The organism is Flavobacterium tiangeerense (assembly GCF_007830355.1).
Lineage (GTDB): Bacteria > Bacteroidota > Bacteroidia > Flavobacteriales > Flavobacteriaceae > Flavobacterium > Flavobacterium tiangeerense.
On the sequence record NZ_VLKO01000014.1, the window covers coordinates 1 to 21723 of the forward strand.

At 34.9% G+C, this 21723-nt stretch carries 22 protein-coding genes and 1 tRNA gene; 15 read left to right on the forward strand and 8 right to left on the reverse strand.

Translation table 11 applies throughout. The features are described 5' to 3' along the window. Positions 1 to 284, reverse strand: a 284-nt coding sequence (locus tag IQ05_RS14460) for an ISAon1 family transposase N-terminal region protein (RefSeq protein WP_144889776.1), incomplete at its 3' end; no start/stop codon positions are given. Between the two features lie 254 nt (positions 285 to 538). Here IQ05_RS14460 and IQ05_RS14465 point away from each other — a divergent pair. Next, entirely contained in the window at positions 539 to 751 is a 213-nt protein-coding gene (locus IQ05_RS14465; RefSeq protein WP_144894141.1) for a hypothetical protein, read from the forward strand. A gap of 18 nt (positions 752 to 769) precedes the next feature. Here IQ05_RS14465 and IQ05_RS14470 read toward each other — a convergent pair whose 3' ends face one another. Then, the gene (locus IQ05_RS14470; protein ID WP_144894143.1) at positions 770 to 1357 is read right to left on the reverse strand and encodes a riboflavin synthase; all 588 of its coding nucleotides are present in this window, start codon (positions 1355 to 1357) and stop codon (positions 770 to 772) included. Positions 1358 to 1414: 57 nt separating this feature from the next. Here IQ05_RS14470 and pdxA point away from each other — a divergent pair, with 57 nt between their 5' ends. The 9 genes from pdxA to IQ05_RS14515 all read left to right on the forward strand — a co-directional run bounded on the left by pdxA (position 1415) and on the right by IQ05_RS14515 (position 9010). After that, the gene (gene pdxA / locus IQ05_RS14475; protein ID WP_144894145.1) at positions 1415 to 2464 is read left to right on the forward strand and encodes a 4-hydroxythreonine-4-phosphate dehydrogenase PdxA; all 1050 of its coding nucleotides are present in this window, start codon (positions 1415 to 1417) and stop codon (positions 2462 to 2464) included. Positions 2465 to 2549: 85 nt separating this feature from the next. Further along, entirely contained in the window at positions 2550 to 3092 is a 543-nt protein-coding gene (locus tag IQ05_RS14480) for a YceD family protein (RefSeq protein ID WP_144894147.1), read from the forward strand. A 9-nt stretch (positions 3093 to 3101) separates the two neighbouring features. Then, a complete protein-coding gene (gene rpmF, locus IQ05_RS14485) occupies positions 3102 to 3296 on the forward strand; it encodes a 50S ribosomal protein L32 (RefSeq protein WP_007137315.1) in 195 nt (64 codons plus the stop codon). 175 nt (positions 3297 to 3471) lie between these two features. Next, the gene (locus IQ05_RS14490; protein ID WP_144894149.1) at positions 3472 to 4470 is read left to right on the forward strand and encodes a beta-ketoacyl-ACP synthase III; all 999 of its coding nucleotides are present in this window, start codon (positions 3472 to 3474) and stop codon (positions 4468 to 4470) included. A gap of 23 nt (positions 4471 to 4493) precedes the next feature. Next, entirely contained in the window at positions 4494 to 4973 is a 480-nt protein-coding gene (accB, locus tag IQ05_RS14495) for an acetyl-CoA carboxylase biotin carboxyl carrier protein (RefSeq protein WP_144894151.1), read from the forward strand. 94 nt (positions 4974 to 5067) lie between these two features. Continuing rightward, the gene (gene accC / locus IQ05_RS14500; protein ID WP_144894153.1) at positions 5068 to 6414 is read left to right on the forward strand and encodes an acetyl-CoA carboxylase biotin carboxylase subunit; all 1347 of its coding nucleotides are present in this window, start codon (positions 5068 to 5070) and stop codon (positions 6412 to 6414) included. Positions 6415 to 6833: 419 nt separating this feature from the next. Then, the gene (locus IQ05_RS14505) at positions 6834 to 7130 is read left to right on the forward strand and encodes a hypothetical protein (RefSeq protein WP_144894155.1); all 297 of its coding nucleotides are present in this window, start codon (positions 6834 to 6836) and stop codon (positions 7128 to 7130) included. A gap of 32 nt (positions 7131 to 7162) precedes the next feature. After that, positions 7163 to 7459: a hypothetical protein gene (locus IQ05_RS14510; protein ID WP_144894156.1), complete on the forward strand. Its 297-nt coding sequence runs from the start codon at positions 7163 to 7165 to the stop codon at positions 7457 to 7459. Between the two features lie 204 nt (positions 7460 to 7663). Then, positions 7664 to 9010, forward strand: coding sequence for a sigma-54-dependent transcriptional regulator (locus IQ05_RS14515; RefSeq protein ID WP_144894158.1), 1347 nt, complete (start codon positions 7664 to 7666; stop codon positions 9008 to 9010). On the opposite strand, the gene IQ05_RS14520 is transcribed toward IQ05_RS14515, so the two are convergent. Both IQ05_RS14520 and IQ05_RS14525 read right to left on the reverse strand, forming a co-directional pair. Continuing rightward, on the reverse strand, positions 9007 to 11442 hold the full coding sequence (locus IQ05_RS14520; RefSeq protein ID WP_144894160.1) for a hybrid sensor histidine kinase/response regulator: 2436 nt from the start codon (positions 11440 to 11442) through the stop codon (positions 9007 to 9009). The genes IQ05_RS14515 and IQ05_RS14520 overlap by 4 nt on opposite strands. 111 nt (positions 11443 to 11553) lie before the next feature. Then, entirely contained in the window at positions 11554 to 13455 is a 1902-nt protein-coding gene (locus IQ05_RS14525; protein ID WP_144894162.1) for a S9 family peptidase, read from the reverse strand. A 210-nt stretch (positions 13456 to 13665) separates the two neighbouring features. On the opposite strand from IQ05_RS14525, the gene IQ05_RS14530 reads away from it, so the two are divergent. Both IQ05_RS14530 and mtgA read left to right on the forward strand, forming a co-directional pair. Further along, positions 13666 to 14778, forward strand: coding sequence for an NAD(P)/FAD-dependent oxidoreductase (locus tag IQ05_RS14530; RefSeq protein WP_144894164.1), 1113 nt, complete (start codon positions 13666 to 13668; stop codon positions 14776 to 14778). After that, a complete protein-coding gene (gene mtgA, locus IQ05_RS14535) occupies positions 14778 to 15524 on the forward strand; it encodes a monofunctional biosynthetic peptidoglycan transglycosylase (protein WP_144894167.1) in 747 nt (248 codons plus the stop codon). Before IQ05_RS14530 ends, mtgA begins: the two co-directional genes overlap by 1 nt. Positions 15525 to 15673: 149 nt before the next feature. On the opposite strand, the gene IQ05_RS14540 is transcribed toward mtgA, so the two are convergent. Further along, positions 15674 to 15750 (reverse strand) — tRNA-Ala (locus IQ05_RS14540). 119 nt (positions 15751 to 15869) lie between these two features. Between IQ05_RS14540 and IQ05_RS14545 the strand changes: the two genes are divergently transcribed. Further along, positions 15870 to 16637 carry an enoyl-CoA hydratase/isomerase family protein gene (locus tag IQ05_RS14545; RefSeq protein WP_144894169.1) on the forward strand — a complete coding sequence of 256 codons (768 nt, stop codon included), beginning with the start codon at positions 15870 to 15872 and terminating at the stop codon, positions 16635 to 16637. Between the two features lie 117 nt (positions 16638 to 16754). Here IQ05_RS14545 and IQ05_RS14550 read toward each other — a convergent pair whose 3' ends face one another. Both IQ05_RS14550 and IQ05_RS14555 read right to left on the reverse strand, forming a co-directional pair. Continuing rightward, on the reverse strand, positions 16755 to 16976 hold the full coding sequence (locus IQ05_RS14550) for a hypothetical protein (RefSeq protein WP_144894171.1): 222 nt from the start codon (positions 16974 to 16976) through the stop codon (positions 16755 to 16757). Positions 16977 to 17026: 50 nt separating this feature from the next. Next, a complete protein-coding gene (locus tag IQ05_RS14555; protein ID WP_144894173.1) occupies positions 17027 to 19813 on the reverse strand; it encodes a beta strand repeat-containing protein in 2787 nt (928 codons plus the stop codon). Positions 19814 to 20123: 310 nt separating this feature from the next. Here IQ05_RS14555 and IQ05_RS14560 point away from each other — a divergent pair, with 310 nt between their 5' ends. Both IQ05_RS14560 and IQ05_RS14565 read left to right on the forward strand, forming a co-directional pair. Beyond that, the gene (locus IQ05_RS14560) at positions 20124 to 20588 is read left to right on the forward strand and encodes a 6-pyruvoyl trahydropterin synthase family protein (RefSeq protein ID WP_144894175.1); all 465 of its coding nucleotides are present in this window, start codon (positions 20124 to 20126) and stop codon (positions 20586 to 20588) included. A 4-nt stretch (positions 20589 to 20592) separates the two neighbouring features. Continuing rightward, positions 20593 to 21351, forward strand: a complete 759-nt coding sequence (locus IQ05_RS14565; RefSeq protein ID WP_144894185.1) for a UDP-2,3-diacylglucosamine diphosphatase — start codon at positions 20593 to 20595, stop codon at positions 21349 to 21351. A gap of 40 nt (positions 21352 to 21391) precedes the next feature. On the opposite strand, the gene IQ05_RS14570 is transcribed toward IQ05_RS14565, so the two are convergent. Then, the gene (locus IQ05_RS14570; RefSeq protein ID WP_144894187.1) at positions 21392 to 21721 is read right to left on the reverse strand and encodes a DMT family transporter; all 330 of its coding nucleotides are present in this window, start codon (positions 21719 to 21721) and stop codon (positions 21392 to 21394) included. Between the last annotated feature and the right edge of the window lie 2 nt (positions 21722 to 21723).

Below are 21723 nucleotides of genomic sequence, written 5' to 3' on the forward strand. Positions count from 1 at the left end.
CAATCTCTAAAAACTACTTGTCCAGTATCTTCGTTGAGCCATCTTCGGCGTGTGATATGCAGATAAACTTGATGACCTCGAATGGGAAAGTCTTGAACTGTTATCTGGTCAAAAAAACCTTTTGAGCTTAATTTACTCTCCCGATATTCTTTAGGAATAGAATTGATTTCTTTTAAGTATAGATGAAGTATTTCTTGGTCTTTTTCATAAGAAGTTAACTCAAAATAATCCACAATAATCTCTGGTAACAACAACTTGATAAGTTCTTTAAAAGAATCCTGCATTTCTGTATTTTTTAAAATACAAATAACCGGTTTTTAATATTTCCCCACAACTTTCAGACTTGATCCGTTACTTGTTGTAGACTTTTAAAAGAGTTTTTCTAAATACAAAAGTTATAGAGCTAGATTTAGTGTAATTCTTGTTTTAGTGAGTATTTGTTATAATAGCAATAAGTAGGCATGTTATTGATAAAAAACAAGTTATTGTAATTTAATTTCTTTTTTGTGTCGTTAATTTTATTTATTTTTGTGTCGACATGAAACAACTATCAAATAAATACCACCTTTCGTTTGTGTTGACTTTTGCTTTTGTAATTTTTGCAAAAGCACAACCGCCACCACCACCTCCGCCAGGTGCGCCGCCACCTGTATTTCCAATTGATGACTGTGTTTTTGTGGTTATGATATTAGCTGTTTTTTTAGGGATTTATCTCATTATTTATAACACAAAAAAACCTTTAGGAAGCTAAAGGTTTTTTTTGTGGGTGTTATTTTGTGCTGTGAAGCCGGGATACGTATTTACCAATAACATCAAATTCTAAATTTACTTTAGTTCCAACTGTAAAAGTGTTGAAGTTGGTATGCTCATAAGTATATGGGATAATAGCGACGCTAAATCTATCTTTTTGTGAATCTACTACGGTTAAACTAACGCCGTTTACAGTAATAGATCCTTTTTCGATTGTTATATTATTCAAATTACTGTCGTATTCAAACGTGTATTTCCAGCTCCCGTTCGTTTCATCGGCTTGAATGCAAGTACCTACTTGGTCAACATGTCCTTGTACAATATGTCCGTCAAGCCTATCACCAAGCTTCATAGCGCGTTCCAGGTTTACAATATCATTTGCACTCCAGTGAGATAGGTTGGTTTTTTGTAAAGTTTCATCTATGGCAGTCACTGTGTAGCGGTCATCTTGTATGGATACTACTGTCAGGCATACTCCGTTATGTGCTACGCTTTGGTCTATTTTAAGTTCATTTGTTATAGAAGAGCTGATGGTAATATGCACATTAGAATTCTCTTTTCGTATATCTTGGATAGTACCAAGTGTTTCTATAATTCCTGTAAACATTTCTTGTTTTATTTTACTAAATTTGCAGTTCAAAATTAGCAATAAATAACGGTAGTCATGGTGAAAAATGCAGAAAATATAATTGTAGGGATTTCTATAGGAGATTTAAACGGTATTGGAAGCGAGGTAGTTTTGAAAACATTTGAGGATTCTCGAATGTTAGAAATGTGTACTCCAGTTATTTTTGCAAATGTAAAAATGTTAACTTTTATTAAAAAAACATTTCAATCTACATCATTGTTGCACGGAATAGACGAGTTAGACCAACTTGTTCATGGTAAAGTTAATGTTTTAAATGTTTGGAAGGAAGGAGTAGAGTTAAATCTTGGCAAATCTGATGTTAAAGCAGGAGAGTATGCAATTAAGTCTTTTGTAGCAGCCACAACAGCGCTAAAGGAAGGTGGAATTGATGTGTTAGTAACTGCTCCTATTAACAAATCTAATATACAATCGGAAGAGTTTGCATTTCCGGGACATACAGATTATTTGGATCAAGAATTAGAGGGAAATGCATTGATGTTGATGGTTCAAGATAATTTGAGAGTAGGTTTGCTTACAGATCATATTCCTTTAAGTGAAGTTGCATCGCATCTTACTGAGGAGTTAATTGTTAGAAAGATAGAAACAATCAAGCAATCTTTAATTCAAGATTTTAGTATAAATAAGCCGAAAATTGCTGTGTTGGGACTAAATCCTCACTGTGGCGATGGCGGAGTGATAGGGAATGAGGAAAATTTAGTTTTGAAACCGGTTTTAAAAAAAATATTTGATAAAGGAACACTTGTTTTTGGGCCTTTTTCAGCAGATGGTTTTTTTGGAAGTAATCAATACGAAAAATACGACGCTATAATAGCAACCTATCATGATCAAGGATTGATACCTTTTAAAACATTGTCTTTTGGCAAAGGAGTAAATTATACAGCAGGTTTAAATAAAATTAGAACTTCGCCAGATCACGGGACGGCTTATGAAATCGCGGGTAAAGGTATTGCTGATTTCAATTCATTTAAAGAGGCGGTTTATTTAGCTATTGATGTGTTTCATTCTAGAAATCAATATGCCGAAATCAGTAAAAAACCGCTTAGAATAAAAGAAAAACAGTTGTGAACAAAAAAAAGTGAATAAGATTATTAGATTTGCAATAAATTTATATCTTTGCACTCCCGAAGTTTAGGGTCAAATTGTGGTTAAAATGAAGAACACGAAAGAATATTTGATACCTTTTATAGGTTTGAAGCTAGGGAAACATAATTTTGAATATCAAATTGATAATAAGTTCTTTGAAATCTTTGATTACAATGAATATCAAGATTCAAATATCAAAGTAAATGTAGTTTTAGATAAAAAAAGTACATTTCTAGAATTAAGTTTTAAACACAAAGGATATGTAAATGTTCCTTGTGACTTGACCAGTGAAGATTTTAACTTAACTGTAAAAGGAAAAATGAAACTTATAGTTCGTTTTGGTGAAGAATTTAACAATGATAATGAGGAGTTATTAATACTTCCTCACGGAGAGTTTGAGATAGATATAGCACAATATATTTATGAAATGATTGTGTTGTCAGTTCCTTTAAGACGGGTTCATCCTGGCGTAAAAGACGGTACTTTGCAAACAGAAGCTTTGCAAAAACTAAGTGAACTTGCTGTAAGCGAAGAGAAAGAAGAAATTAAAGAAGAAGAAAATATTGACCCGCGATGGGACAAATTAAAGCAACTATTAACGGATAAATAATATAGTAAAATGGCACATCCTAAGAGAAAAATCTCCAAAACAAGAAGAGATAAGAGAAGAACACATTATAAAGCTACTGTAGCACAAATTGCAACTTGTCCTATCACAGGAGAAGCGCACTTATACCACAGAGCATACTGGCACGAAGGTAAAATGTATTACAGAGGGCAAGTTGTTATAGATAAATCTGTAGCTGTTGCTTAATACATTACGGTAAATGATATTCGAACTCTCACATCGTGAGAGTTTTTTTTGTTGATTATAATTAGAGCTAATTATAAAGCAACACATTCAGAAAAAAAATGAAAATTTTTTTGTAATTTTCACGTCTTTTAAAAAATTTTCAAATGGAAACATTTGACTTGAAATAAATGCAACAATGAATACAATCACAGCCGCAATAACCGCTGTTGGTGCCTACGTACCTGATTTTGTACTTTCGAACAAAGTATTAGAAACAATGGTTGATACCAATGACGAATGGATTACTTCACGTACAGGAATTAAAGAGAGAAGAATACTTAAGGATACAGATAAAGGAACCTCTTTTTTAGCTATAAAAGCTGCTCAAGATTTGATAGCAAAAGCTAATATTGATCCTCTTGAAATTGATATGGTGATATTGGCCTCAGCTACACCAGATATGCCTGTAGCTTCAACTGGAGTTTTTGTAGCCACACAAATAGGTGCTACAAATGCATTTGCATATGACTTGCAAGCTGCATGTTCTAGTTTTTTATATGGTATGTCAACCGCATCAGCTTACATAGCCTCAGGAAAATATAAAAAAGTACTGTTAATAGGTGCTGATAAAATGTCCTCAATTGTAGATTATACAGATAGAGCTACTTGTATCATTTTTGGTGATGGTGCAGGAGCCGTATTGTTTGAGCCTAACTATGAAGGATTAGGTTTGCAAGACGAATATTTGCGTAGCGATGGAGTAGGGAGAGATTTTTTAAAGATAGATGCAGGAGGATCACTTAATCCTACATCATATGAAACCGTTAGAGACAATAAGCACAGTATTGTGCAGGATGGTAAAACTGTTTTTAAATACGCAGTAACTAACATGGCCGATGCTAGTGAATTGATACTAAAAAGAAATAATTTGACCAATACTGATGTTGATTGGTTGGTTCCTCATCAAGCAAATAAACGTATTATTGACGCTACAGCAAGCAGAATGGAGCTTGAAGACTCTAAAGTACTTGTAAATATTGAGAAATATGGCAATACCACGTCAGCTACTTTACCTTTAGTTTTATATGACTTTGAGCACTTGTTAAAAAAAGGGGACAACATAATTTTAGCAGCATTTGGTGGTGGATTCACTTGGGGATCTATTTATTTAAAATGGGCTTACGATAAAAAATAAATTTAAACTAAAAACAAATAATCATGGATTTAAAAGAAATTCAAAATCTAATCAAGTTTGTAGCAAATTCAGGTGTTGCAGAAGTTAAATTAGAAATGGATGATGTGAAAATTACCATTAGAACCACTTTAGAAGGAAATGTAACTGAGACTACATACGTGCAACAAATGCCAGCACAGGCTGCAATTCCTCAGGCAGTAGCGCCTCAGCAAATTGCTCCAGTTGCAGCAACTCCAGAAGCACCAGCTGTAGAAAACGCGCATTATATTACTATTAAGTCACCAATTATTGGAACTTTTTATAGAAAACCATCACCAGACAAACCAATGTTTGTTGAAGTAGGTAAATCAATTGGAAAAGGTGATGTTTTATGTGTAATTGAAGCCATGAAATTATTTAACGAAATTGAGTCTGAAGTTTCAGGTAAGATTGTTAAAATATTGGTAGATGATATGTCGCCAGTTGAGTTTGATCAACCGTTATTTTTAGTTGATCCATCATAAAGAAATTTTAAATTATAAAATTATTTTTGATATCGAATATTTCGAAAATCAATAGGACTTAGATTTAAAATTTACATTTAAAATTTCAAATAAGATGTTTAAAAAAATATTAATTGCAAATAGAGGTGAGATTGCGTTGCGCGTTATTAGAACGTGTAAAGAAATGGGCATAAAAACAGTTGCAGTATACTCTACTGCTGATGCTGATAGTTTGCACGTGAAATTTGCTGACGAAGCGGTTTGCATAGGACCTCCTCCAAGTAATTTATCTTACTTAAAAATGTCAAATATTATTGCAGCTGCCGAAATTACAAACGCAGATGCAATCCATCCAGGGTATGGTTTTTTATCTGAAAATTCAAAATTTTCAAAGATATGCCAAGAACATGGTATAAAATTCATTGGGGCTTCTCCAGAAATGATTGATAGAATGGGAGACAAAGCCTCTGCTAAGTCGACTATGATTGAAGCAGGTGTTCCATGTGTTCCAGGTTCTGTTGGGATTTTAGAATCTTACGAACAAGCGTTACAATTAGCAAGAGAGTTCGGATTTCCAGTTATGTTAAAAGCTACTGCTGGAGGTGGAGGAAAAGGAATGCGTGCCGTTTGGAAAGAAGAAGATTTATTGAAAGCATGGGAAAGTGCTCGTCAAGAATCGGCTGCGGCTTTTGGTAATGACGGAATGTATCTTGAAAAATTAATCGAGGAACCACGTCACATCGAAATTCAAGTTGTGGGTGATGCTTACGGTAAAGCCTGTCACTTATCTGAAAGAGATTGTTCTGTACAAAGACGTCATCAAAAACTTACTGAAGAAACTCCTTCGCCTTTCATGACTGACGAGTTGCGTCAAGCTATGGGTGCAGCAGCAGTAAAAGCTGCTGAGTTTATTAAGTATGAAGGTGCTGGTACAGTTGAATTCTTAGTAGATAAGCACCGTAACTTCTACTTTATGGAAATGAATACGCGTATTCAAGTAGAACATCCTATTACTGAACAAGTAATTGACTATGACTTAATACGAGAGCAAATCCTTGTTGCTGCAGGTGTGCCTATTTCAGGTAAAAACTATTTACCACAATTACACGCTATTGAGTGTCGTATTAATGCAGAAGATCCTTATAATGATTTTCGCCCTTCACCAGGAAAAATTACTACGTTGCACATGCCAGGCGGACATGGAGTTCGCTTAGATACACACGTGTATTCAGGTTATACAATTCCACCAAATTACGATTCAATGATTGCAAAACTGATTACTACTGCTCAATCTCGTGAAGAAGCAATTAGTAAAATGAGAAGAGCTTTAGACGAATTTGTTATAGAAGGAATCAAAACGACAATTCCATTCCACAGACAATTAATGGATGATCCACGTTACATTGTGGGTGATTATACCACCGCTTTTATGGATACTTTTAAAATGAACGATCCGGAATAAACACTTGTTTGTTGAACAATATAAAAATCCCGTCAAATATTTTTTTGACGGGATTTTTTTTGATACTACTGTTACTATACTATTTAGACTTATAAAAGGAACTAAAGAAGTGGAATGCATTTTTTTATACCATACAAATTATTTAGTTCGGCTACTCTCATGATTTTTTAAAAAGAACCTTCCATCAGTGTAAGGTTCTTTTTGGTTATGGATTCAAATAAATTTAACCAACTGTGTATTTATTACACAGTTTTACATTATTTTTTCTCGTTTTACACAGTACAGACTTAAATGTAAAATTTGTAACTAGTTTAAAAATAGTTAATTATGATAATGGATAGTTGTGTTTTAAAATTGGTATGATTATTCTATTATCATTAGTATTAAAACTAATTATATAATCTTAAATATTACATCACATGAAAAAGTTAATCGTATCAGCAGCAATTGTCTTGGGGAGTTTTTCAACTTTTGCAACACCAGTTCTAAACGCAAATAAAGAATTGCAAACAGTAAATGTGCAAGAGGAATACACAGAAGTTAAATTAGAAGAAGTTCCTACAGCTGTAAAAGAAGCATTAAAAAAAGCATATCCTGAAGCAGTTTTAGATAAGGCTTATGTTAATCCTAAAAAAGAGTATAAACTAGACATTACTATTGGGGACAAAAAAGGAAGTCTTTTTGCAGATGAATCAGGAAAATGGATTCAAAAATAAAGAGTATACATAAACATTAAAAATTAAATATCATGAAAAAGTTAATAGTATCAGCAGCAATTGTTTTGGGGAGTTTTTCAACTTTTGCAACACCAGTTCTAAATGCTAAAAAAGTATTGCAAACAGTAAATATGCAAGAGGAATACACAGAAATTAAACTAGAAGAAGTTCCTGCAGCCATAACAGAAGCATTAAAAAAAGCATATCCTGACGCAGTTTTAGATAAGGCCTATGTAAATGCTAATAAAGAGTACAAATTAGACATTACACAAGGAGACAAAAAAGGAAATTTATTTGCCGACGCAAACGGGAAATGGATTCAAAAGTAGTCTTTTGTGATGTATCGAAAATTACAGTTGGAGACCAGAACGCTACTGTATATGCGGATGTTAATGGCAACTGGATCAATAAATAATTAGGTAATTTTTATTTTTAAAAAAGAGAGATTGTTTTTAACAGTCTCTCTTTTTTTTGAAATAATTAGGACAATACTATTTAAATAACTTTAATTTAGCAGTAAAGTTTAAAACACAATGGCTAAAATTTTGTTGATAGAGGATGATGTGCCTTTTTGTAAGTTAGTAGAAAAATTTCTAGTTAAAAAATCTTTTGAAGTAGTTACTGCATTTTCAGCTGCTGAAGCGAGGATTATATTGAAAACTAATGAATTTGACCTCGTAATCACAGATGTCAGACTACCAGATTTTGATGGAGTTTTACTTATGTCTGAAATAAAAGCAATCTTTCCTGACGTTCCCGTATTACTAATGACTGGATATGCCGATGTGAGTACGGCAGTTAAAGCAATAAAAAATGGCGCAGCAGATTATATTTCGAAACCTTTTAATCCAGAGGAAGTTCTGTTAGTAATTGCAAATGCATTGCGACAAGATGAAAATGTACTACCTACTACAACCGAAAAAATCCCTAAAAAAGTAAAACAACTTGTAGAGAAATCTAGTAATACTTTTGTAAAAGGCATTTCAACAGCTTCATTAAAGCTTGCAGAGTACATACAATTAGTAAGTCCCACTACGATGTCAGTATTGATTATTGGCGAAAGCGGAACTGGAAAAGAGGTGATCGCTAAAAGTATTCATGAAAATAGTGCCCGCAAAAACACCAATTTCATTGCTGTTGATTGTGGATCTATTCCAAAAGAGTTAGCAGCTAGTGAATTTTTTGGTCATGTAAAAGGTTCTTTTACAGGAGCTATTCATGATAAAATAGGTTTTTTTGAAGCTGCAAATAATGGAACCATTTTTTTAGACGAAATAGGAAATCTATCCTATGAAAATCAAATACAGCTTTTACGAGCTTTACAAGAAAGAAAAATAAAACCTGTAGGAAGCAATAAAGAAATTGCTGTGGATATCCGAATTATTACTGCTACCAATGAAGACTTGAGGGAAGCGGTTAAGAAAGGAGATTTCCGAGAAGATTTGTACCATAGAATCAATGAGTTTTCTATTCATTCTCCTTCTTTAGTAGAACGAAATGAAGATTTGATGTTGTTTGCAGACTTTTTTCTAGAAAAAGCAAATCAAGAACTACAAAAAAATGTCATTGGATTTTCCCCAGAGGTCTTATGTATTTTTCAAAATTACAGATGGCCAGGAAATCTAAGAGAATTACAAAATTGCATTAAGCGCGCTACGCTTTTAACAGCGGGAGATTTTGTAGAGAAAGAAGCATTACCAGCTGAATTTTTTCAAAGTACAGGCAAGCTAAGTGATGAATTTTCGTTATCCGAAAACGAAAAGGAAGCTATTCTAGAAGCCTTGTCCAGAACAAATAATAATAAAACAGAAGCGGCTAAATTGCTAAAAATCAATAGAAAAACATTGTATAATAAATTAAAGCTATACGATATCAGTTAATGCAGTTCCTTGTTTAAAAGTGCAAAAAGTACCGGTATTTTATCTTTTAAATCCAGTACCAAAGCATGAAATTCTTCACTAGAAGTGTCTTTGTTTTCCAATTGGTCTAAAATATTACTAATGTGACCTGCTTTGATTTGCTTAAACATTGGATTCATTTTATGAGCAAGTTCGTTAGTCTCAATACGGTTGTTTTTGTGTACTGCTTGTTCTAATAAGGTCATATCTTCAAAGGTTCCAGACATGAAAGATTGCAAAATATCATTTAGAGCTTGAGTATCATTGGGTAAAAAAGCTTTCAGTTCTTTTAATGAATACAGTTTCTCAGGAGTTTTTATTTTTTTATTTTTTACTTTTTGGTTGGGAATTTCGCTGTTATTATAAATTGCATGTATGGTATTAAGCAATACTTTTGGGGAATACGGTTTTCTTACCACTGTAATAAATCCAGCTTCTGTATAGTCGGCTAGACTCAAATCATTTCTACCGGTAACGGCAATAATAGGTTGCTTATCATAATTAGTTTTTGGGGCATTCTGTAATTCTTTGATAAACAAAAATCCATCCATAACAGGCATTTGAATGTCGGTTATAATTAGGTCAAATGCTTGGTTTGCAATCCAGTTCAGTGCCTCAGTTGCCTTGCCAAAAGGATGTACGTCAAAGTTATGTTGTTGCAGTACGTCGGTTGTTAATTGCAATAAGTTATGATCGTCATCAATAAGTACCGCAATTCGTTTGCTTTGCAATTCGTTTGCTGTAAAAGATAAATGATCTAGCGTTGTCGTGTCATATTGCAACGGAATTTGAATTTCGAAGATACTTCCTTTACCTAATTCACTTTTTAAGTTTAAATCACCACCTAAAATACTAGCCATTTTTTTAGAGATGGTTAGGCCAAGGCCGGTTCCGCCATATTTTTTTTCAATTTGATCGTCTGCTTGTGTAAATTCTTCAAAAATTAATTTTTGATTTTTTGTCGCTATTCCTATTCCTGAATCCTCGATTAGGATTGTAATTATTTTGGAATTTCTGTTTGCTTTTGCGGTAATTTTAATAAAACCTTTTTCAGTAAACTTGAAAGCATTCCCTACGATGTTTGATATTATTTGTCGCAATCTAAAAGGGTCTCCAATTATTCTTTGTTCTAAATCCGAATCAATATCCAGTAGCAATTCTATTTTTTTATGAGCGTAAACGGCTTGTATGCTGGTACTGATTTCTTTTATACTTTCAGGCAGTGAAAAAGGGATTTTCTCAATAGTAATTTTTCCAGCTTCAATTTGAGTGAAATCCAGCAAGTCTTGAACTAGTTTAGAAATATAGTCAGATGATCCCTTTATGTTTTTGGTAAAATGTAATTGTTTCGAGCTTAAGTCTGAGTTTCCTAATAATTCTGTATAGCCTACAATGGTGCTCAATGGGGTTTTTAAGTCGTGACTCACTGTAGAAATCAGTTGTTCTCTGCTGCTAATTAGTTTTTTTGCCTTGAGATTAGCAGTTTCTAATTGTTTTTTATAGGACTGTGTTTTTGAAAAATCATTCAAAATAAGAATTAAAAATAAGAGTGTCAATACCAGCCCAATAATAGCTGCACTCGTGACTATTTGATTGGTTTTTTGTAATGATTTTTCTCTTTCGGTAAAGTTTTTCGCTGTTTTCGCAATAATTTCTCTTTCAATTGTTTCAAGTACTTTGCGCAATTGTTCAGAAATAGAAAGTCCGTTTTGAAGTAGTTTATTTTCCTCTAGGATCAGTAAATTTTTTTTATTTGCGGTCTCCGTTTTTACTTGATTTAAAAGCATTTTTGAAGTACTAATAATAGAGTCTGATTCTTTTTTGCTTAAAGTGTTGCTACTATCATCAGGGATATTTTGGTTTAAATAAGCAACATATTTTTTTAAAACATTGCGCTGATAATCTGCCATTTCCGCTGGATTTTTTACAAAATCTTCTAATTGTAGCTTCCGCATGGAAGATTCCATTTTTGTCAAGTCGGTTATGGCACTGCTAACAGCGGTTTCATCTTCGGTTTTATTTTTTATGGCTTTTAACTGTAGAATGTTTTGGGTTTTTTTAGACAACAAAATCTGAACACTATTCAGCAATTGTACTTGGTCTGGCGTAGACACAGCAGTTTTCAAGGAGTCAATTGCAATGGTCAAGGATCTGGTTTTAGCTACGTACTGCTTAAAATCAGTTTCTGAATCAGACTGAATGGCTATTCGAGCCAAACTTTCTGTTTTGTATAAGTCAGATAATACAGTACTAACTTTTAATACAGCATCATTTTTATCAGAAATACTTTTTTCAGGTCGAGTGAAACTTTTATTTTCGGAGTATAAAAACCACCCAACACTACCAAAGAGGAGTACTAACAGAAGGTAGCCTAGAAAAACTTTTACAGGGATGTAGCTTTTTTTTTGATCCATTTTCAAAGTTAAAAATTGCAAGATACATTATAGTTAAGATAATCAAAATATTCAAAATCGTAACTAAAAAAAAACCTCACTGGGAGGTGAGGTTTTTACTTGTACTATTATTTATAGAGTTTCTTTAAGCCATTTGAAAAATTCAGTTTGCCAAACTAAAGCGTTTTGAGGTTTTAAAACCCAGTGGTTTTCTTCGGGGAAATAGACAAACCTACTTTTTAAACCGCGTAGTTGAGCCGCCTGGAAAGCTTCTTGTCCTTGTCCTATTGGTACACGAAAGTCTTTTCCACCTTGAATGATTAAAATAGGTTTGTTCCATTTTTCTACTAAATTCATCGGGTTGAATGTGGTGTATGTTTTTTGAGCAGTGGCATTGTTTTTTTCCCAATACGCTCCACCAAAATCCCAATTGCTAAAGAAAACTTCTTCTGTTGTCCCAAACATGCTTTGAGTATTGTATACGCCATCATGGGCAATAAATGTTTTGAAACGGTTGTTGTGAATTCCTGCCAAATAAAAAACAGAATACCCACCATAGCTCGCTCCCACACATCCTAATCTAGTTTTGTCTACGTAATTTTCTTTGGCCACAGCATCAATTGCTGATAGGTAATCATCCATAACCTGTCCGCCCCAGTCCTTACTGATTTCCTCATTCCAAGCCACTCCATGACCCGGCATGCCACGACGATTAGGAGCTACCACGATATATCCATTAGCCGCCATTAATTGTAAATTCCATCTGTAGGAATAAAATTGAGTCAATGCAGATTGTGGTCCGCCTTGGCAATACAAGAGTGTCGGGTATTTTTTTGAAGCGTCAAAATTAGGAGGAAGTACCACCCAAACTAACATTTTTTTACCATCTGTAGTGTTTACATATCGTTTCTCTGTTTTGCTTAGCGCCAAAGTGGAGTACGTAGCTGTATTAACATTCGATAGTTGTTTCCACGTGTTTTTACTCAAATTATAAGAATATATTTCTGAAGCATGATTCATATCGGTGCGTGTCACGAGAATGTTTTTACTGGTTAAACCAATAAGATCATTCACATCGAAATCACCTTCAGTTAGTTGACGAACTGTTATGGCAATGCGTGTTGCGCCAGGAAAATTCACTTCAAAAAGCTGTTTTGTCCCATCAATTGGGGCTACAAAATAAACTTTCTTTCCATCAGCACTCCACATGTAATGATCCACTGTGCCATCCCAATTTGCGGTAAGGTTTATTTTTATTCCTTTAAAGAGAACAATGATGTCATTTTTGTCCGCTTCATAGCCATCGCGTTTCATTTGTAGCCATGTTAAATTTCCGCTTGGTGAGAACTGTGGAGTAGTGTCATAACCTTGGTTTTCTTCGGTTATGTTTGTAGTTTTTTTTGACTCTAGATTGTACTCAAAGATATTGGTGTTGGTAGAAATAGCATATTCAGTCCCCGCTTTTTTCTTGCACACGTAATAAATATTTTTGCTGTCAGGCGACCAAATATAATCTTCGTCACCACCAAAAGGTTTTTGTGGACTATCAAAGTTTTCTCCTTCTTGGATGTCAATTCCTAGCGTTCCATCCTTATTTTCTTTAAAAAAAACATGGTTGTATTTGCCTTCATTCCAAGTGTCCCAATGGCGGTAATTCAATCCATCGTAGATTTGTACCTCTGATTTTTGAAGTTCTGGATAAAAATCTTTTCCGTGCACTTTTTCAACTTTTACCTCTTCGTGATACATTACGTATTTCCCATCTGGCGAAATATTTTTGTCTTTCAGAATGTCTTTTGTGTCTTTAATTTCAGTAGGATTTCCACCCTGTAAGGGAAGCGCATACATTTTTGATTCCGATTTATTGTCTAAAACAGAAGGGGTGCTTACTTTGTAAATCACATTTTTGCCATCTAAGGAGATTCCTAGAGGGGTTACTCGACCTAGTTTCCAGAGTAATTCTGGAGTCATTGTATTTTGTGCCATTGTATTTAAACTGATCATTACTAAGGATATAAAAAGTGTTTTTTTCATGAGTAAAATTGCTTTTTTAGGATGTTAAAAATAGCTCTTTTTTTCCGATTTTAGTCTTGTTGAGTAGTGTTTTTTAGCCCCGATAGAAGTGAAAATCCTTTCTAGTTCTCTACTTGTTTCAGGATTCGGAAACAAGTAGAGGACTAGAAAGATTGAAACGGATAGCGGGATTAGCTCCAAAAAAGTATTATTTTTATAAAAAATTTCGAAATGGACTTGAGTTATTGGGAATTAAAAAATTGGTTTACCAATGTAGATTATACCATTGTAGGCAGCGGAATAGTGGGCTTGCATGCGGGCTTACGCTTGCGCGAAAAGTTTCCAGACAGCAAGATATTAGTTTTAGAAAAAGGGGTTTTGCCACAGGGAGCAAGCACTAAGAATGCTGGTTTTGCTTGTTTTGGTAGCCTTTCGGAGATTATAGACGATTTAAGAACACATACAGAGGAAGAAGTTGTTCAATTGATACAGAAAAGATGGCAAGGACTTCAATTATTGAGAAACAAACTTGGGGATGCTACCATTGATTTTAATCCTCATGGTGGTTATGAGCTTTTTCTAGAAGGAGACCAAGATGTTTTTCAGGACTGTTTGGGGAAACTTCCTTTTATCAATGAAATTTTAAAGCCTTTGTTTAAATCGGATGTTTTTGCAAAAGAAATAGATCGTTTTGGATTCAAAGGAATACATGAATACCTTATTTTTAATCCTTTTGAGGCACAAATTGATACCGGAAAAATGATGCATGCTTTGCTCAAAGAGGCAATAGCAAAGAACATTTTAATCCTTAACACACAAACGGTTACCGATTTTCATGACGCTGGAAACCAGGTTACTGTAGCTTTAGGATCGTTTAGTTTTAGTACTAAGAAATTGTTTTTTGCTACTAATGGTTTTGCTCAAAAATTAACGCAAAATGCGGTACAACCAGCAAGAGCTCAGGTTGTAATTACAGAGCCGATAGCTGATTTAGATATTAGGGGTACTTTTCATTTAGACCGAGGTTATTATTATTTTAGGAATATTGACAATAGGATTTTATTAGGTGGTGGCAGAAATCTAGATTTTGCAACAGAAAACACCACTGAATTTGGTCAGACAGAAATTGTACAAAAAAAATTGGAACAACTCTTAAAAGAAGTAATTTTGCCAAATCATGATTTTAAAATAGCGTATAGCTGGAGTGGAATCATGGGAATAGGAACAAGTAAAAACCCCATTGTTTCGGCTCTTTCTGACAACGTATATTGCGGTGTGCGTCTAGGAGGAATGGGTGTGGCAATAGGAAGTTTAATAGGTACAGAATTAGCAGATTTATTATAATGGGAACACGAATTACACCAAAAAAATCCAAACAACCCGTCAAAAAAAACACAAGTTCTATTGGCAGTAAGATCAGTAGGTTTTTGCTCAAAGTATTGCTTTGGTTTTTTGGGCTATCTCTTTTTTTTGTGGTTTTTTTCAAGTTTGTTCCTGTGCCCTTTACGCCGTTGATGGTCATACGAGTAATTGAAAATAAAGTTGCTGGCAAGGAAGTTTTTTTTAGTCACGACTGGGAGCCCATTGAGAATATTTCCATGAATTTACAAAAAGCTGTTATTGCTAGTGAGGATGGGACGTTTTTGACGCACAATGGTTTTGATTTTGTTGCCATGCAAAAAGCCTATAAAAGTAACGAGAGAGGTCGCCGTATAAAAGGGGGTAGCACCATATCCCAACAAACTGCAAAAAATGTATTTTTATGGCAAGGCCGTAGTTATTTGCGAAAAGGTTTAGAAGCTTATTTCACGGTTTTGATTGAACTAATATGGGGCAAAGAACGCATTATGGAGGTTTACCTGAACAGTATAGAAATGGGTAATGGTGTTTACGGAGCGCAAGCTGCAGCAGAACACTGGTACCGAAAAGGAGCTTCAAGCATGACCCCGAAGCAAGCCGCAGGTATTGCTGCCATATTACCTAACCCGCGTAAGTACTCAGCAACAAGTTCCTCAACGTATATTAATAACCGAAAGGCTAAAATTGTTAGGATTATGAGAACTGTAGGTAAAGTCAATTATCCTAAGTAGGTCTTGAGGTTATTGCTTAGATTAAAAAATACCGTAATAGCTGGTTAGTAGTTATTACGGTTTTTTTGTGTTTTGAAATCAAAAAAACTTTAATATTAAAGTGAAATAAAATAAAAAAGCCTCACATTGCTGCAAGGCTTGAATTTTACTGGTGGAGAATATCGGATTCGAACCGATCACCTCTTGCCTGCCAGGCAAGCGCTCTAGCCAAATGAGCTAATCCCCCAAGGAGTGCGCAAATATACTATTTAAATCTACCAAAAAACAAATTTTAAAGACAAATTCATTCTTACAAGGAGTTGATGAATTCCGCATTACTTTTTTTAACTTTACCCAAAAAAAAGTATGATTTCTGAAAACGCAATGGGTTCCTTAGAGACCAGCATCAATAATAGAGTAGCAACGGTAACTTTTAGTCATCCCTCGAGTAACTCCTTTCCAAGAGAACTATTAAATCGTTTAACAGCTGAATTTAGCACATTAGACCAAAACCCAAATGTGTCTGTAATTGTGATTCAAAGTAGTGGTACTGGAGCATTTTGTGCAGGCGCTTCTTTTGATGAGTTGCTTGCGGTACAAGATGAGGTTGCTGGTACGCATTTTTTCTCTGGTTTTGCAAACTTGATAAATGCCATGCGCAACTGTTCTAAGCTTATTATTGGTAGAGTGCATGGGAAAGCAGTGGGAGGTGGAGTAGGAATTGCATCGGCTTGTGATTACGTGATGGCTACGCAGCATGCTGCAATTAAATTATCAGAACTTGCTATAGGAATAGGGCCGTTTGTAATTGAACCTACTGTGACCCGAAAAATAGGTAAAACAGCTATGTCCGAAATGACTCTTGCAGCACAGGAATGGAAGTCGGCTGAATGGGCGAAATTAAAAGGGCTATATGCCGTAGTTTGTGACAGTATAGAGGAGCTGGATCTTGCAGTAAGTAACTTTAGCAACACTTTATCTAGCTATAATCCTCAGGCATTGCTGGAAATGAAAAAAGTACTGTGGGAGGGAACGCAACATTGGGACACGCTTTTATTGGATCGTGCTGCTATTTCGGGGAAATTAGTTCTTTCTGATTTTACAAAAAATGCTTTGGCACAGTTTAAAAAATAGAATTAAGTAAGGAGTCATTCAAATTAATGAGTTTGTATCTCAAGATAAAATAGCAAAACCCCCGAAAATTATTTTTCGGGGGTTTTTATTGGGTTACAGTTTTAAAATCAACTCTATTTAAACTGTTTTTTGAGCTGTGTTTTTAGAATATTTGTACCCTGCAAAAATAGCCACTAGTGCCATTGGCAAAAGGTAATCATCTATTGGTGCTGCAGGAGCATCAGTTCCTTCTAGTCCATCGGCTGTACCATCAGTGTCTCCCGGAGTTTGTGCTACCATAGTAACACTAGAGAGTATAAAAAAAGCAACGATATAAAATTGTATTACTATGTTTTTCATGATTTAATTTTAAAATTTTAATTCTAGTATCTGTTTTTATTGGCTACAGCCTAAAAAATAGCTTTTTTAGTTACCGTTTTATTGTCCTCTGAAGTAATTTGGATTAAAACAGCTTGTTTGCTTGCCGTAACGTTTTTGATACTTGCTTTATTTGAATTTACGTCTTTTTGTTCTGCAATTAAAACGCCTCTTATATCAAAAACACGGATGTTTTTGATAGCATTTTTTCCTGTAGATACGTTTAAAGTTCCATTTTGATTGAATACAATTACACTATTTTCATCAAAGTTAGGAGTGCTGATATCTAAAGTTTGGTTGTTTTTGAAAGCAATTTCGAAACGGTTTTTAAAAGTGCCCGCTTCACTGGTAAATGTGTATGAACCTGTTTTAAGGTTTTGCTCTGTTCCTGCTTTTAGATCTTTAAGTACAATTTCTTGGTTACCTAAAAACAAACCGTCTACCTTGTCTATAGCAATGGTAAAACTACCTGCAAGTTCTGTTTTAAAACTTAAAGGAACAATGTCACTAGAATCAAATGGTAATCCTTTGGCTTGAATAACAAATTCTTCTCCTTTTAAAGAACTGGTTAGAGCAGTTTCATTATCATTGATGTATCTTCCGTCTAATGTATTGTCAATTTCGCTAGTGGCGCCATCCATGTAAGCAACCATCATTTGGTTTACTGATTCAGTACCTTTAGATAGATTCAACCAGATTCTGTTTTTCTCAGTTGTAGTAGTTTTTAGTATTTGATTTGAATTGTTGGCAGTACGCATTGCATTGGTAAATGCAACTAAATTTGAAGTTGTTTTTACAATAAATCCTTGTCCTACTTGAATAGTTCCGTTAGGCGTGATTCCGCCATTACCTGGTGTTCCAACAGCTCCTGCCATTGTATAAGTGGCGTATGCAGTTCCTGCAGCAGCATTTGTTTTTCTCCAAAAATACAACGGTTCTGTAAGGTTATTAGCAGTGATAAAAGCATCGGCACTAATGGTAGATGGATAAGGATTTCCTACTGCATTAAAAGTTCCTGTAGTCAAACCAGAAACAGAGATGTTTCCATTGTTTGGAACCCCTCTAAAGATTCCGCTCCAGATAGTAGGAGTGGTAGGATGATCATTTGGAACACGAATTAAGTATCCATTTCCTGTTACAAAATCAGTAGTAGCTGGAGTAGCCACTGGTACATAAATGTTTGTAGTAGGATTGTATGTATAAAAACGATTATCTAATGTATTAGGTGAAAAAGCTTTTAATTTTTGACCGCTTACTGGTGAAGACCATAAGCCGTAATCTAAAAGCATCAATGAAGCTCCACTTCGGTTGATGGTTATTGCGCCAGTATTGATATTGGTAGTCCCATTTTGGATAAGATTTGCATTATTTTCGAGAACGAATGAAGATTCTGTACCGTTATTAAATAAATTATTTGCCACAGAAAGATTATTTCCTGATTTCACTGTTACTGTACTTCCAGAGTCAATGGTTAAATTACCTGCAAGACCTCTATTGCTGTTGATGTTGATGCTACTGCTGTTAAGAGTCACGTTGTTAGGAATCCCAGCCCCAGCTGTTGTTGAATTGCCAGTCCATTCGTTTCCTACATTGGAACCGCCAATAACGCCATTGTATACTAGACTTGAAGCAGTACCATAAGTAGGAGCGGCACCTGCAAGTAATCCAGTTGAATTTAATCGTAGTGTTCCATTGATAGAAGGTGTGCCTGAAAGTGTAAGGATTCCATTTGTTGCTAATGTAGCTCCAGCATTTACAGTAGTACTTCCTAACAATGTTTGAGATTGGTTAAAAGTAACTCCGTTTGTATTTGCTATGATTGCATTTGTATTTGCAGTAAAAGTAAGTGTTCCTGAATTGTTGATGGTTTGCGCTGTTGCACCATTAAATGTTAAAGATCCAGCTGCAGTTGCAGGACTAAAAGTCAATGTTTGCCCTGTAGCTATATTAACATTTCCTTTGATTGAAACTGCTGAGGTAAGATTCATGTTGAGAATCCCAGTGGTAATTGTTAGGTTGTCTATTGATAAAACCGCTCCTCCAGTAGGACTCTGGTTATATCCCGTGGCGGCAATTTCAAGATTTGGGTAAGTTCTTCCTGAAAAAGCAGAAGATATGTTTCCAATTATTTTAAACAAACTTCCTGTTTGAAAAACTACTACTGATGCAGGTTGAGTTTTTTGAAAAGGGTTTGAACCAGCTGCCTGAATAAAAGTAGATCCACTTGCAAAAATAACACTGTTGCTTGTTCCATTACCAAAAATGCTACCTGTACTATTTGTACTTTGCGTAAGTGTTGCGCCATTTGTGAAAGTTAAACCACTTGCATCAGCAGCAGTTATGGTGTTTATAGTATTTGCTGTTGCGCTTGAAAATGTCATAGAACCGGCAACGATTCCAGTTGCTCCTGTGCCAATAGCAATAGTCAAAGGGAAAGCACCTCCTGTAATGGCCACGTTAAGTTGAGAACCACTTTCAACAGAAAAATCTGCTCCGCTTAGACCGTTAGTGATGGTTAGGATTTTTGCGGGTGTAGCTGATGTGTTTAAAGTTACATTAGTATTTGCTGCAACTGTAAGACCTACTATAGTTTGTGTAGGTACATCGGTTACGGTAGTTGTAGCACCGTTATTGAAAACTAAAATATCATTTGCTGCTGGCGTATCTCTGCTAGGGGACCAGTTTGCTGCAAGACCAAAAGAGGCGCTACCTGTTTGGTTCCACGTGTAGGTAGTTTGTGCGTTAAGTGATGAACTCAGGCTCAAGCCCAAAAAGGTGAGTAACACAAACAAAACATTGTTGAGTAAAGTTTTTTTCATAGAAAAAGTAATAAATAAGTGTTAGTTAGTTTCATTCAAATAATTAAAATAAGGATAGGCATTCTATAATCACAGAGCGCGTATTCTCATATTATTTACTTTTAAATATTTGAAGGCCAAATATATTACTAATAATATTGACAACGCAATCGGTATGTTAATTTATTGTAAATTTTGGTCGGATTTAACGTGCTTTACTACGATATGTTTTTTTAAAATTTTTGGTTTTATTGGCATTCAAGTGCTTTGATGAACAAAGCTTTTACTACAAGTCAAAAAATCACTAAATTTGCCTCAAAATTAAACTCCGATGAGCAATATCAGAATTACAAAACAATTTAGTTTCGAGACCGGTCATGCCTTGTATGGCTACGATGGCAAATGTAAAAATGTTCATGGACATAGTTATAAATTGTCAGTAACCGTAATTGGTACGCCAATTACAGACCGTTCTAATGTGAAATTCGGAATGGTAATTGACTTTACGGATTTAAAAAAAATTGTAAAAGAAGAAATTGTAGATCAGTTTGATCACGCTACAGTTTTCAACGGTACTACACCACATATTGATTTGGCTAATGAGTTGATCGCCCGCGGGCATCATGTTATTCTAGTTGATTATCAACCCACAAGTGAGAACATGGTTATTGATTTTGCGCAACGCATCAGTAATAGACTTCCAGAAGGTATTGCGCTGTTTTCGTTAAAATTACAAGAGACCGAATCCTCTTTTGCAGAATGGTATGCCAGTGATAATGTAAAATCCATTTTGTAACTTCATGCAATTACCCAACAACAAAAAAATATATTTTGCGTCTGATCAGCATTTTGGTGCTCCTACGCCTGAGCTGAGTTATCCACGAGAACAAAAGTTTGTAGCGTGGCTTGATGAAATTAAAAGTGATGCTGAAGCTCTTTTTTTATTAGGCGATTTATTTGATTTTTGGTTCGAATATAAAACCGTTGTCCCAAAAGGTTTCATCCGTGTTTTGGGTAAACTAGCAGAACTTCGTGATTCTGGAATTCCTATTTATTTCTTCGTGGGAAATCATGATTTGTGGATGGAAGATTATTTCCAGAAGGAATTGAACATTCCTGTTTTTCATGACAATCAAGAATACACTTTTGGGGATAAAACATTTCTTATTGGCCACGGAGACGGCAAAGGTCCTGGTGATAAGGGTTACAAACGCATGAAAAAAGTATTTACCAATCCGTTTTTCAAATGGCTTTTCAGGTGGTTGCATCCGGATATTGGAGTGAAATTGGCACAATATTTATCGGTCAAAAACAAACTGATTTCAGGTGATGAAGATGTGACTTTTCTTGGCGAAGACAAAGAATGGCTTATTCTGTATTCCAAAAGGAAACTAGAAACCAAGCACTACAATTACCTTATTTTTGGTCACCGCCATTTACCGATGAAAGTTTCCGTTGGTAAAAATGCAGAGTATGTCAACTTAGGAGATTGGATTGTATATTTTACCTATGGCGTTTTTGATGGTGAGAATTTTGAAATTAAAAAGTACGATAAGTAATCATTTTTCATCCTAATTGGGTTAACAGTCATGTAAATATTCAGTGACTGGATACCAATTTTAATCCAATGATGGAGCTTATTAAAGTGGTGATGAAAAATATCCTCCAGAAATCAGCGGGTTCTTTGAATATAAAAATCCCAACAAGAACGGTTCCTACTGCGCCAATTCCTGTCCATACGGCATAAGCAGTTCCTATGGGTAATGTTTGAGAGGCTTTATATAGTAATAACATGCTTATAGATAAGCACACTAAAAACCCTATCAACCATATTGTTGCTGTAGCACCCGAACTTTCTTTGGCTTTGCCTAAACAGGTTGCAAAACCTATTTCAAAAAGACCTCCAATTACCAGTAAGATCCAATTCATAA